We start from the raw sequence: 13,807 nt of genomic DNA, 5'->3' as shown, positions 1-13,807 counted from the left end.
AGCAAAGGTTACTCCCCCTTCAAAATATGTTCACGGATGACTTCGACAATGCCATCTTCGTTGTTGCTCGCTACGATCAGGTCAGCCGCTTCCTTCACTTGCTCCTGCGCGTTGCCCATGGCAACACCGAGACCCACGGCTTCAATAACCGCCAGATCGTTCAAGCTGTCTCCAACAGCAACCACTTCGGACATCTCTATGCCCAGAAGTTTGCAGACTTCAGCTACACCGCTCGCTTTGGATACACCAGCAGGGTTAATCTCAATATTAACTGGTGAGGAGTTCGTCATTTGCAAGCCGCCCATTTGTTGCAGCTCCATCATAATCTGGTGACGGACTTCATCTACTTCGGTATTGAATCCGAATTTCAGCCATTCCAGACCTTCAATATTGTCCGTCCAGCGATCACGGTTGAACAGCTCTTCCACGGAGTATGCCCAGTACCAGCTATTATATTTTTCGCCAATCTCCTGCATTTTGCGGATCAATGCCGGGTCCATCAGATGGCGCATATGCAGATCATGCGGAGCTTTCCAGACTTCACTGCCATTGACCGTTACCATAGGGGTCTCCAGCCCAAGCTGTACCGCATAAGGCATCGCATGAAAAACAGCTCTTCCCGTCGAAAGGCACACATGCACTCCCCGACGAATGGCGATCTGAATCCATTTGGCGGTTTCCTGTGTGATCTCATGATTATCGTTAAGCAATGTTCCATCCATATCCAATGCAAGCAATTTGTATTTTAGTTCACTCATGCCGTATTTCCTCCTAAGTTGTCTCTCTACTTCTCCCTGTCTAACATACTCTCACAAAAAGATCGCCCGGCATCCGCGTAGGCGGATGCTCCGGACGTCACAGCTAACGACATTTTACCACAGATCGTCGACCTGCAACAAAGTAACCCGTGATAAGGGTGAACCTTTGCAACATGGCTACAGGTGTCTTCCCAATTCATATAAAAGTCTGTTATAAGATAAAACTTACTCAAATCCATGAAAAAACCGCCTGCAATGCAGGCGGCTGCTACTTTTTATCCATTAACGTGCCGCAAATTTGCGACGAGCATACCGGAAGACAATACCATGCTTTGGAGACAGCAGCAGGGCCAGCACAAACAGAATTCCTGCTACCGCCACCATACAACCTGCAATGGAAGCATCCAGCGCGTAAGCCATGATGTAGCCTCCAACCGAGGAAGCTGCTCCTACGAGCACGCTGTACAGAATCATTTTACCCAATCGATCCGTAAGTAAGTAAGCCGTCGCTGCAGGTACAATCAACATGCCTACCACGAGAATAGACCCTACGCTCTCAAATGAAGCCACAGATGTCATGGAAACGAGCCCCATAAGCAGATAGTGGAACAACACCACCGGAATGCCGCAGGCCGCAGCCAGCGCCGGATCAAAGGCACACAACTTGAACTGCTTGTAGAACAAACCGATTACAAGGAGGATGACCAGCAAGGTGATGCCCAGCATCCAGACCGCCCTTGGGCCTACATCCGTCCCTCCAAGGGTTAGGGTATCCCACTGGACATAAGCGATCTCACCGAACAAGACACAATCAAGATCCAGATCAATATGCCCAGCATTTAGACTGATCAAAATGACACCCACTGCGAAGAGTGCCGTAAACACTATTCCGATGGAAGCATCCGATGATAGTCCTCCGGCCTGCAAGCTTTGAATGAAGAACACCGTCAGTAATCCAAATACCGTTGCGCCGAGCAGCATCCATAACGAATCACGTGAGCCACTCCACAGGAAAGCAATCGCAATACCCGGGAGAACCGCATGACTGATCGCATCTCCAACCAGAGCCATTCGCCTTAATATGAGAAAACAGCCAAGAATAGCGCAGGCGGAGGATACCAGGATAGCCGTCAATATAATCCAAAACGTTGCCATTACAACTCACCCCGTTCCTGCTGTGCTCGCTGTGCAGAGAGTGTCTGTAGCGTGGCATGTTCTTCTCTCAAGTAAGCGGATCTCGCCTGCATACTTCGTAAACGGCGTGCTAACAGTCCGCGCCGTGGAGCAAGCAATGCGGAACCTGCAAATAGCACTGTCGCTGCCAGTACCGTTACTGGCCCTGTCGGCAGATTAGGCACCAATGTGCTGAAGATTGTACCTGTCGCACCGCTCAGTGCTCCAAATACGCCGGCCAACAGTACCATAAGCGAGAGCGAGTCCGTCCAGCAGCGAGCTGCTGCCGCCGGGGTAACCAGCAAAGCGGCGACAAGCACCACGCCAACCGCCTGAATCCCCGCAACAACCGCAATAACGGTCAACAGCAGAATCAGTTGTTCCAGCATGCCAACCGGCAGTCCCATACCCCGTGCGAATCCCGGGTCAAAACTCACCAGCTTGAATTCCTTGAACCATGCCAGACAGGCGATCAATAATACAAGACAGACACCGCCCATGACATACACATCCGTCATCACCATGGATGCGGCCTGACCAAACAAATATTTATCCAGTCCACTCTGACTGCCACTCGCACCGTGTTGAATCCGAGTAAGCATCACTACGCCAATACCGAAAAATACAGTCAGCACAATCCCCATTGCCGCATCCTGCTTGATCCGAGAATACCGTGTAATCCAAGATATGCCGAAGGTCGCAATGATCCCAGCCACAAGCGCACCGAACAGAAATAATCCTACTGATTTGGTTTCAGTCAACATAAACGCAATACAAATTCCTGGCAGAGCTGCATGAGCCAGCGTATCTCCCATGAGACTTTGACGACGCAAAAATGTAAAAGAGCCAATAATTCCACTACTGAATCCGAGTAACAAGCAGCCAAGCAATATCCAGCGTGTATTGGGATCGGACAAAATGGCTACTATCCAGTTCCACATGCACTACACCTGGCCTTTCTCCGACCGGCTGCCGATCATCGCTATCCGGCCTCCGTACGTCTCTTGCAAAGTATCCGGTACAAATACTTCATTCGTGGGTCCACCTGCAACCAGCCGTCCATTAAGCAGCAGCACATGGTCGAAATATTCCTCCACTGTCGCCAGATCATGGTGAACAACTAGTACGGTCTTTCCTTGCTTCTTCAGTTGTTCCAACAGTGAAATGATAGCTTTCTCCGTTGTGGCGTCCACACCTGCAAACGGCTCATCCATAAAATACAATTCCGCATCCTGTACCAGTGCTCTTGCCAGAAAGACACGCTGCTGCTGTCCACCGGACAGCTGACTGATCTGGCGGTACATATAATCACCCATTCCGACTTGCTCCAGGCAGTGAGCTGCCAGATCCCGTTCTTTTTTGCCTGGACGGCGGAACCAGCCCAGATGCCCATAACGCCCCATCATGACAACATCGAGGGCGTGAGTTGGGAAATCCCAATCAACAGATTCACGCTGAGGTACGTAGCCGATACGGCGACGCTGTTCTCGGTAGGACTGGCCAAAAATTTTAACCTCACCGTGCATTTTGGGCACTAGTCCCAGAACGGCTTTGATCAAGGTAGATTTCCCTGCCCCATTGGGGCCAAGAATGCCAATCAGCTGACCTTCCGGGATATCAAAAGACACCCCACTGAGCACCGGCTTTTTATGGTAAGCCACCGCCAGGTCCCGAACGCTAAGCGGAGCTGATGTAGGCTGTGTTCCCTTCAGATGGTTAGCATTTGGTTGTGATTGAGATTTTTCGGATAAAATTGTATCGCTCATGCTCTGTCCACTCCTCTCTTCATATCGTTTATCATTTTAATGCCTCTACAATCGTCTGAGTGTTATGGCGGATCATGCCAATATACGTTCCTTCTTCTGTTCCCTCAGCACCCATCGCATCCGAGAACAGTTCACCACCAATGCTTACGGTATGTCCTTTTTCGGCTGCACCAGCAATAATGGCTTCCATCGCTTTTGCTGGTACGCTGGATTCTACAAATACCGCTTTGATATTGTTGTCCACAAGATAATCTCGCAACTCACTGACATCTCTTGCACCATATTCTGCTGCTGTACTGATTCCTTGAAGCCCCATCACTTTCATGTCATAAGCTTGGCCGAAGTATCCAAAGGCATCATGCGCCGTAACCAATACCCGGCTGGCTTCCGGAATCTCCTGGATTTTTTCCCGCACCTCGGAATCCAATGCCTCCAGTTTGGTTAGATACTGCTCTGCCTGGGCCTTGTACTCTTCTGCATGTTCCGGGTCTGCTTCCACGAGCGTATCGCGCACAGCCTCTGTGGCATGCATCCAGTGGCTAACATCAAACCAGACGTGTGGGTCGTATTCCGTTCCGCCTGTATCTTTTCCTGAACGCAATTCCTCCACCGGAATGTTCTCCGAGACAGCTGTTACTATTTTGCTCTTGGACATTTTCTCTAAGATGTCTGTCATTTTGCCTTCAAGATGCAATCCGTTATAGAAGATAACTTTTGCTTGCTCCAGCTTCCTAATATCTCCCTGTGAAGCCTTGTACAAGTGAGGATCTACCCCTGGGCCCATCAGCCCGGTCACATCAACATATGCCCCGCCGACTTCACGCGCTACATCCGCAATCATGCCTGTTGTGGCTGTGACCTGCACCTTCCCTTCACTACCTCCTGTTTCCGCTGCACCTGAGCACGCTGTTAGCACGATAACCAGAACAACAGCTGCCAGCGTCATTAACCCTCTCTGAATGCTCCTCATCTTCACCATCAACAATTCAAACCGCCCCTTTCCCTCTCCTAACATAATTGTCCTAATCTAATTTTGTTGTACAAGGTATTAAAATTTATACAAGACTAATAATGTTTCCCTTGTGCAAATTTTAGCCGATGCAAAATAAAAAGGCAAGGGATAATTTCCCCTGCCTGTCCAATTGAGTATATGGGCGATTTAATTAGATTGTTTGTCTTTTTTCGCTTATCTGTGCTAATTCATTTGCGTTTCTTCACGTTACTCTGTATCTTTCCCCTGATCTTTCTTCCCTTTTGGATTCCCATCAAGGCCATATACTTCATCGTAAGCATCGAAAATTTTACGTGCAATCGGAGACGCACTAACCGATCCAAAGCCACCTTCAGGCACAACAACCGCTATAGCCAGCTTCGGATTATCCCGTGGTGCAAATGCGATAAATACTCCGTTTTCCTTTTTGTTCGGCCCTGTTCCCTGCTCCGAGGTTCCTGTTTTTCTCGCATAATCGTAGGGGAAACCGTCAAACGAACTTACTTTGGTAACCATACCCTTGTGCACTTCATTCCAGTATGCATCCGCAAAATCAACCTCGTTTAACACTTTTGGTTTAATTTTCTTCACCACATTACCTTCTGCGTCACGGATTTCCTTTACTAAATGAGGCTCGATCCGTTTGCCTTTATTCGCAAGCATTGTCGTATATTGTGCAAGTTGAAGCGTTGTATATTTACCTTGCTGACCAAATGAGGCAAAAGCCAGACGGGTCAAACCTGATTCATTATTTTTACTATTATATTCAAGAGTGCCCAGATACTCTTTCGGAAGATCAACTCCTGTAGACACGCCTAAACCGAACTCTTTCATATGTTCGTCCCACACTTTTACACCCTTGGTCGCCCCATATTTGTTATAGAGACCCTTACCCACCATATCGATCATAAAAGCATTGGAAGACTTCTCAATCGCTCTTCTCGCCGTAATAGAGCCGTTAAATGCCGAGTGTGAATTCCTAACCTTTCTTCCATCTTTGCCTAATGTAGCATAGCCTTGGTCATAATAGGTTTGCCCAGTACTGAACAGACCTTCTTTCAACCCAATTAGTACGCTAAGAGGCTTAATAACGGAACCCAACAAAATAACGGACTCGGCCTTTTTACCTGATTCATTAGGAGGGAACGACTCCGTAGTTCCGTTGCGGAATACATACTTGATCTTCTCATAATCCCAGTCATTCGGATCATAGTCCGGCATACTCGCCATAGCCACTACATTGCCTGTATCCACTTCCATGGCTACCGCGTATCCCGTTATAGCTTTAGGCAACTTCCTTAATTCATCTGTAATAGCTTGTTGTGCAACCATCTGAATTTCCTTGTTGATCGTTGTTACAAGCCCGTATCCCTTTTCAGGTGGAGTCAGATTCATCGTCCCGTCCGGCAAATTTCGTGCATCAATATCAATGGACTGGTAGCCACTTCGTCCACGAAGTTCTTCTTGATATTGCAGCTCCAAGCCGTCAAAGCCTACCTTCTCTTCTTCGTGATAAATAAGACCCGGGTCACGCTGGATACTTGCTGATTCCCGAATGGCTTTATACTTTTTAAGTGTATCCGGTGCCCGTTTGAATTCTCTTGTATATCCAATCACTTGAACGGCTACCCCATCTGGGTCGTATCTTCGGACATTTTCCTCAAGGACCATAACGCCTGGAAACTCTGCTTTTTTCTCCATAAAATAGGCAATCTCTTTGGTTGTTAAATCGGATTTAACCAACCTTGGTACATATCCAAAAGTCTTCTGATAATCCAGATCCAGTCGCTTCATGATCTCTTCTGCATCTGGTTGTTCTTTGTCCCCCGGATTAAACTGTTTAAACACAGCCGCCAGTTCATCAGCAAGTTCCTGTGCCTCCTGCTTGCGGTCATCATTTCTATAATCCTCATACAACAATACATAGAGGGACTGCACAGGCTCCGAATAAGCCAGCGCAACTTCCCCTGTCGCATCGTAGATTGGCCCACGAACAGGAGCGAGCGGAATATCTTTAGTATTTCGGCTGGTTTCCATATAGGTCAGTTCAGGTCCCTCGACAAATTGCACAAAGGCCAATCTGAAAATTAGGATACTGAATATCACAAACGCAGCGAAAAAAAACATATTCATTCTTACACTAGATGGCTTGTTGTTGACTGGTGTATCTTCATTGGACATTTTCTTTTTCCTCAATCGGTTAAACATGGGATAAGCCTCTCCGTTCTTATGTAAAAGTAGATTCATCTATCACGCATATTGCATCAATCGGTTCAAGTAACATACCTTTCCTTCTACAAGTCTATCAAAGGTCAACTGCCATGTCCTCCAGATTTTGGTTACATTTTCGTAAACAGAAGAGACATATGCCGACTCTTTCGAAACGATGTCAATACAGACATATCGTTAATCTCTTTAATCCTGAAATAAATTTTCATTCTCTTATATAAACGTGACATGCATGATGTTTGTTACATATTGATTTGCAGCAGCTTGTGGAAAAGAGACCTCTCAGTCCTGGCAAACGTAAAAAGGACCCTCGAAAGGGTCCCTTCTTTTGGAATCAAAGAATCACATTACTGTGTATCTGATTCCTTATTTTTATCTTTTTTCGGTACACCGTCCAGACCAAATTCCTCGTCATACGCGTCGAAGATCGCACGTGCAACAGGGGCAGCACTGCTCGAACCAAAGCCCCCTTCAGGAATAACCACGGCTACAGCCAGCTTCGGATTGTTGCGTGGAGCGTAAGCAATAAATACCCCGTTATCCACCAATTTGCCTCCGACTAACTGTGTGGATGTACCTGTTTTTCTTGCAAAGTCATAAGGGAATCCACTAAACGCTGTTACTTCGGTTGCCATGCCTCGCTGTACTTCATTCCAGTAAGCATCATTAAAATCGACTGTGCTGAGCACTTTCGGTTTCATTTTCTCAACCACATTGCCTTCCGAATCACGGAACTCACTGACTAATTGTGGCTCCATGCGTTTTCCTTTATTCGCTAGCATCGTAGCATACTGTGCCAGCTGCATTGTTGTATACTTCCCTTGTTGTCCAAAGGAGGCATATACCAGACGTGTTAAAGAACTTTCCAATTCATTCTCATATTCTTTGAGACCAGGCTTCTCATTAGGCAAGTCTACTCCTGTAGACACACCAAGACCGAATTGTTCCATGTACTTATCCCATACGCCAATACCCTCTGCACCATACTTCGAGTACAGTTTCTTCCCGATCTCGTCGATCATAAACACGTTCGAGGAATGTCGAATCGCATCACGAGGAGTTAACGAACCATACACGTGACCGGAGGAATTCTGTACTCTGCGGTTATCCCCACCAAAAGTCGTTGAACCTCTGTCTGAATATACTGTATTTGTTGTGAAAAAACCTTCCTTCAAACCAATCAATACACTAAGTGGTTTGATTGTGGAACCAAGCAATACAACAGATTCCGCCCGTTTACCTGAATCGTCTGGCGGGAATCCACGAATGGTACCATTTTGATAAATATATTTTATTCTATCGTAATCTTCAGTACTTATACCGCCAGTTCTCCATACGTTCGTGTCGTAATCCGGCATACTGGCAGCAGCAACGATTTTCCCTGTATCCACTTCCATCGCTACCGCAAAGCCTGTTTTTGCATTGGGATGAAGCTTACCGGAGACCTGATGTGTGTGCAGCCAGCTTAGTTGATCCAGTATCGCTTGTTCCGTTTTCACCTGAACATTTTTGTTAATCGTTGTAATCAGATCATACCCTTTTTCGGGTGGGGTAGAGCCTGCTACACCTTCAGGCAAGTTACGTAAGTCAACGTCCACGGAGTTATAACCGCTTTTCCCTCGCAGAACATCCTGATATTGCAGTTCCAGTCCATCAAAACCAACAAACTCATTCTCGGTATATACAAGACCTGGGTCCGTTTGCTTTTTATTGGCCTCATCGACCTCTTTGTATTTATTGAGTGTTTTAGAGCTTTTGAACTTTTTGAGATAACCAATCGTCTGAACGGCTACCGTATCCGGATCATAGTAACGCACACTTTCCTCTACAATCTGAATTCCCTTGAATTCATCCTTGTGCTGCAGGAAATAAGCCACTTCCTCATCGGACAGATCACTCTTGATCAGACGTGGCATGAACCCGTTTGCCTTACGCGAATTGAGGTCCATTGCTTCTAAGATGTTATCGACCGTAAGGGCCTCGGAATCCTTTTTCTTATACTGCTCAAAAACATCATGCAACCGAGTTGCGATGTCCTCCACTTCCGCTATATTCGGATTTGGCTTACCATCCACATCCCCATAGTTTTTGTATAAAGTCAGATACAAGGATTGAATCGGCTTGGAGTAAGCCAGCTTTACCTCGCCCGTGGAATCATAGATGGTTCCTCTCACGGGAGCGAGTGGTACATCTTTGGTAATATTACTCGCTTCCTCCTGACTGAGCTCAGGGCCTTCCACGAATTGCAAAAATGCCAGCCGTACAATAATAACGCTAAAAATAACAAAGGAAGCGAAGAAAAATACGTTCATCCGGTAACTGAAGCGCCGCTTGTCCGTAAGTTCGTCCTTCTCTTTTGAATGATTTTTCATTCATCCTACCTCTTTCATGACTTGATGCATACCGTCCAGGCTGTACAGCCTCGGCATGATAACCTGGCAACGTCGTCATCTCCCGGACCCATGTCCGGCGTAATATTAAGCTGATTGATCTTTCAGATGGGTATCGGCAAAGTTAGGAGGATTGAACCAATCACCACTAATCGCCCAAGTGGGGTCAAGCGGAATCCAGCTTTCCGAATCACTTAAATATATTTCATTCCAGGCATGTGGACCATATCCACCCTGCCCATTATAACCAAGTCCTGTAACCACTTTGACTTCCAGACCCTGTGAACGAGCCATGACTGCATATAAACGAGCGTAATCGATACATACGCCTTCACGTGTATCAAATGTATTTTGTGGCGTCTGCTCGTGCCATATGCCCTTTTGCTCATAATCATCCACTTTACCATAGTCATATTGAATGCGAGAACCTACCCAGTCATATAATGCCCTGGCTTTGGCTTCATCTGTCGTTTGACCTTTCACAATTTCTTTTGCCGCAGATTCAATATCCGCCGGAATGTTATGGTCAATGACTTCATATTTGCGTTGCAGGATCGCGCCAAGTTCCTTTTGCACGGCTTGCGTAAATACGGGCAGCTTGTCCTTAATAAATGTACCTGATAATGGCTCTATAACAGATTTGGCCCCTTGCATATAAATGGGTGAAGCCTCTACATAGCGACTAAACATGCTGCCCGGATAGAGACTTACAATCATGAACAACACGGCAATCACAATCATCCCGCGGACGGAGCCAATGACTGTACCAATCACAGCACCTGTAAAGCGGCTGAAAAATCCTTTGGGTCTGCTCTCTTGCTCTGCTGAACTGTATCTTCTGCTGAAAATAAGGGAAGAGAGCAATCCGAGAATCAATCGGATGAAGCCATAACTAAGCACAAACAACACGGCAAACCGCATCAGCGGGAAATCAGCAATGGCCGTAATCAATGTATAATACATCTGCTCCCATCGGTTCAATTCACGGTTTGGCATGTCTGCCGCATGCACAGACAACCATTGCTGAACATATGGCGCAAGCCATAATGTTAAACCGATGGATAACAAAATACCAATGACCGCCATAATGCCATCCATGAGGAACCCAAAGAGTCTTCCAGCCGAACGTGAAGCACCTCTGGACCACCCCTGAAGCAATGAAGCGGCCACAATCAGCAGCAGCATAATCGTTATGCCGTTGAATTCTTTCAGACTATCCAGCCAACTTTGCAGCACGTGTCCATTCCTCCTTTACTACGAAGACGGTGCTGTTCCGTTCTCCTGTGCCTGTTCGACAAACGTACGTATGGTGTCATTGTCGAGTTTCCATTCGCCAAGTGAAATTCCGCGGAAGGTCACATCGACTTTATCTGATTGAGTTCTGCCTTTAATCTCCACATTGGGACTTGTGATGGTGAACGCCCCATCCTGTCCTTTGACGTATTTAGCTTTGGAAGCTTCCTTAAGCATCATGCTGGTCGCTTCCTTCTTCAATGTGTCCATCGTACTTGATTGTACGTCAGTAACTGTCTGTTTGATCTGATCAATGGAGATGCCGCTGTATATCAGTAGAGCCGCAATAATGATGATGGCAATCGCCCATTTCAATACGGTTTTGACCACGTTCAGAACAAAGAACAAAATGATCAACGCAACCACGATCACCAGCCAGTTCTGCATCACAAACTCTTTGATTACTTCTATGTTCATGACTACACCTTCCGTATTAGAGTTGATTATTAACACTTCCCGAATATTATACATGATTTCCGAAGCTGCTGTCAGCTAAGCCCTCCTATGTAAAAATAAACGGTCTAAGTTCGTCCCGCCGGGCGTACAAGTAGTACCATGAGGTTCTGTCCAAGGAACGGGGAACACGTCATGACCAGTTATTGAATATGCATCGCTTAACAAGGAGGGGCTTCTGTGAAAACGGCCATCTGGCTATATCTATTTTTGTTCCTTGCTGTTTTTGATTTGCACGCCCAGTATCCAATCTTGACCCCTTTCGCTATCTCGCTCGGGGCGGCCCCGACCTTCATCGGCTGGATGATGGGCATCTATTCCTTGACTCATCTCCCAGGCAATCTGATCGCCGGAACCCAAATCGACAAACATGGCAGTCGTCGTTACATTGTGTTTAGTTTGCTGGGTGCAGGCATCATTTTGCTTATCCAGGCGCAAATCCATACGCCATGGCAGCTGCTCGCCCTGCGCTCCATCAGCGGTTTTGTACTTGCTTTTCTCTCTCCGGCCTGTCTCGCACTGCTTGCGCAACTGTCAAGTGATCCAATCAAGCAAGGCAAGTATATGTCAGGCCATGGCGTCGTACATACGCTGGCATCCGTGGTGTCCCCTGCCGCAGGCGCATTGATCGTCGGAGCTTTAGGATTTTCCGCCACCTTTGCGAGTCTCGGTTATCTGCTCATTCTGTCCGGTGTTATCGCATGGTTATCCATGCCCAAAGGCCTCGCTGAGGTTCAGCACGAAAAACTGACCGAGCCTGCCATGCCTAGCAACCTGGTTGAAGAAAAAAGAAAATTCCTGCCCGTATCTTGGCGATACTTTGCTCTGCCCCTTGTCATTGCGTGTGCCCAAGGAATTCTTTTTTTTGAACTACCACTGCGCGGAGGCGGACATTCATCCATGATGTCTACCGGACTTTTGTTTTCCATTATCAGTATTGGAGCACTATTTACCCTGAGCTTGCTATTTCTCAACCGTTATTCCCCCAAACTGCGGTTGATTGCAGGTGTGCTGCTAATGTCTTTATGTTTCTTTGCTATGGCGGCGATACCACAGATTCCGTTGTCATCCGTGCTTTTCGTTCTGGGGATGTCTAAAGGCATTATTTTTCCAGCCATGGCAACACTCTTTATTCATTTAAGCGGTGGAAACAAGCTGGGTCGCATCTTCTCATTGCAATCCATTGCTACCTCCATCGGTTCTTTCATCGGCCCAATCACAGCAGGACAGCTTCGTGTGGGTTTATCGCCGTATTTCATTGCTTTTGTATTATTGATGATCGGCATTATGCTGCTCCCTTATTTCACAGCCAGACGCGAAGCTTCCCTATCTGATCCTAAAAGCATACTGAGTTAACCATCTCAGAATGCTCTATATCCATAGCCTTTGACAAAAGAAAGGCTTGTATTTTCCTTGGCTTTGCATCATTCCCCCATTTACAGCTAAACTATATAAAATGGACTGATGTTTTACACACGAACGGAACGGACAGACATTCAGTTTCAAAATGTGGAAAAGAAGTTAGAAATCAAAGATGTTTCTGTCAGCGTAGTCGCACGTGTAAAAATTAGAAGGTCCATTTTATATAATCCAGTCGATTTTCGCTGCAACATTTCCCGGGGAATGTCGACATAAGCTCTCGATCAAGAGGTGAATATGATGCCTATTCATGTCATTGTGGAAGGTAAAAACGACCGCAGCAAACTAAAACGTCTTGTAAGACCCGAAATCAACATTTTGTGCACGTTTGGAACACTGAATTCCCTCAAGCTTGAGTCGCTGCGCAAACAGGTTGGTTACGATGAGGTCTACTTATTTATGGATAATGACAGTTCGGGCAAAAAAATCAGGGGTGTGCTGCGAGATGCCTTCCCGGATGCGGTACAGATGTATACGCGACGCGGTTATGCCGGTGTAGAGGGAACTCCCGATGAATACATCATCGCCCAGCTGGAGAAAGCCGGATTGGAATCGTATATCCAATATCCTGAATTCCCATCGTTTTAGACCATAAGAGGCTGCTCACCAGGGTAAACATTCAACCCAGGAAGCAGCCTCTTTATTTGGCGATTATAATAAACGCATCTTTATTCCTTGATCAGATTGCGAATGTCTTCCGCAATGACTGCTGGTTCGACATCCTCTGTATTAAACGCATTGTATACCTTACGCAACTGGTTATTCCGATCCACCAATCCAATCATGTTCATATGGGCAAAATCGTCCTTGTTCTCACCCTGAATGAGGATCTGGAATGAATCCTTGGCGAGCTGCTTCGTCTGATCCATATCCCCCCGCAGGAAGTACCAGCCCTCATAATCCGCGTGGAATCGATCTGCAAATTCCTTAATCTTCTCCTTGGTATCCACTTTCGGATCAAATGAGATGGACACAAAAGAAACATCCTTGCCAAAGCTACCGTCCTCTTTCAACAGATCCTGCACCTGGGATAACGTAAACGTCGTAATTGGGCACACATCCGGACAACTGGTGAAATAAAAGTAGAACAAACGCACCTTGCCTTTGGTATCATCCAGAGATACTGTGCTTCCATCCACATTTTCCATCGAAAAGGATTGAATCTCCCGAATTTCGGGTAACTTTTCCTTGCTGGCAAATACGGTGCCCCACATTAAATACACCGCCATAATCAGCGCAAGTCCTAGCAGCATCCATGTCCATTTATACTTTTTCAGCATCATTATCGTCCCTTCCGATATCAGATCATATGAATACGCATACATAAAATTTTAA

The 13,807-nt window shown here is 46.5% G+C and carries 12 protein-coding genes; 2 read left to right on the top strand and 10 right to left on the bottom strand.

What is annotated here, in order from left to right; translation table 11 throughout:
• Positions 1-8: 8 nt before the first annotated feature.
• From gpAD87_RS00430 to gpAD87_RS00390, 9 genes are all read right to left on the bottom strand, one after another.
• Complete coding sequence (locus gpAD87_RS00430; RefSeq protein ID WP_047841303.1) at positions 9-758, bottom strand: Cof-type HAD-IIB family hydrolase; 750 nt, start codon at positions 756-758, stop codon at positions 9-11.
• Positions 759-1,040: 282 nt separating this feature from the next.
• Positions 1,041-1,913, bottom strand: coding sequence for a metal ABC transporter permease (locus gpAD87_RS00425; RefSeq protein ID WP_063566127.1), 873 nt, complete (start codon positions 1,911-1,913; stop codon positions 1,041-1,043).
• Positions 1,913-2,872: a metal ABC transporter permease gene (locus gpAD87_RS00420; RefSeq protein ID WP_064635704.1), complete on the bottom strand. Its 960-nt coding sequence runs from the start codon at positions 2,870-2,872 to the stop codon at positions 1,913-1,915. Before gpAD87_RS00420 ends, gpAD87_RS00425 begins: the two co-directional genes overlap by 1 nt.
• Before the next feature lie 3 nt (positions 2,873-2,875).
• Positions 2,876-3,697 carry a metal ABC transporter ATP-binding protein gene (locus gpAD87_RS00415; RefSeq protein WP_231952394.1) on the bottom strand — a complete coding sequence of 274 codons (822 nt, stop codon included), beginning with the start codon at positions 3,695-3,697 and terminating at the stop codon, positions 2,876-2,878.
• 31 nt (positions 3,698-3,728) lie between these two features.
• The gene (locus gpAD87_RS00410; RefSeq protein ID WP_079696714.1) at positions 3,729-4,676 is read right to left on the bottom strand and encodes a metal ABC transporter solute-binding protein, Zn/Mn family; all 948 of its coding nucleotides are present in this window, start codon (positions 4,674-4,676) and stop codon (positions 3,729-3,731) included.
• A gap of 240 nt (positions 4,677-4,916) precedes the next feature.
• Entirely contained in the window at positions 4,917-6,896 is a 1,980-nt protein-coding gene (locus gpAD87_RS00405) for a peptidoglycan D,D-transpeptidase FtsI family protein (protein ID WP_082934957.1), read from the bottom strand.
• 368 nt (positions 6,897-7,264) lie between these two features.
• The gene (locus gpAD87_RS00400; RefSeq protein ID WP_064635701.1) at positions 7,265-9,289 is read right to left on the bottom strand and encodes a peptidoglycan D,D-transpeptidase FtsI family protein; all 2,025 of its coding nucleotides are present in this window, start codon (positions 9,287-9,289) and stop codon (positions 7,265-7,267) included.
• Positions 9,290-9,394: 105 nt separating this feature from the next.
• On the bottom strand, positions 9,395-10,492 hold the full coding sequence (locus tag gpAD87_RS00395) for a transglutaminase domain-containing protein (RefSeq protein ID WP_063566181.1): 1,098 nt from the start codon (positions 10,490-10,492) through the stop codon (positions 9,395-9,397).
• Positions 10,493-10,561: 69 nt separating this feature from the next.
• Entirely contained in the window at positions 10,562-11,017 is a 456-nt protein-coding gene (locus gpAD87_RS00390; RefSeq protein WP_063566182.1) for a hypothetical protein, read from the bottom strand.
• Between the two features lie 216 nt (positions 11,018-11,233).
• On the opposite strand from gpAD87_RS00390, the gene gpAD87_RS00385 reads away from it, so the two are divergent.
• On the top strand, positions 11,234-12,409 hold the full coding sequence (locus gpAD87_RS00385) for an MFS transporter (protein WP_064635700.1): 1,176 nt from the start codon (positions 11,234-11,236) through the stop codon (positions 12,407-12,409).
• Between the two features lie 303 nt (positions 12,410-12,712).
• The gene (locus tag gpAD87_RS00380; RefSeq protein ID WP_063566133.1) at positions 12,713-13,060 is read left to right on the top strand and encodes a toprim domain-containing protein; all 348 of its coding nucleotides are present in this window, start codon (positions 12,713-12,715) and stop codon (positions 13,058-13,060) included.
• An 80-nt stretch (positions 13,061-13,140) separates the two neighbouring features.
• On the opposite strand, the gene gpAD87_RS00375 is transcribed toward gpAD87_RS00380, so the two are convergent.
• The gene (locus tag gpAD87_RS00375) at positions 13,141-13,752 is read right to left on the bottom strand and encodes an SCO family protein (RefSeq protein WP_082935236.1); all 612 of its coding nucleotides are present in this window, start codon (positions 13,750-13,752) and stop codon (positions 13,141-13,143) included.
• Positions 13,753-13,807 lie beyond the last annotated feature (55 nt).

Origin of the sequence: Paenibacillus sp. AD87 (genome assembly GCF_001659845.1) — a bacterium.
GTDB classification, from domain to species: domain Bacteria; phylum Bacillota; class Bacilli; order Paenibacillales; family Paenibacillaceae; genus Paenibacillus; species Paenibacillus marchantiae.
This window is presented reverse-complemented; position numbering and strand designations above follow the sequence as displayed.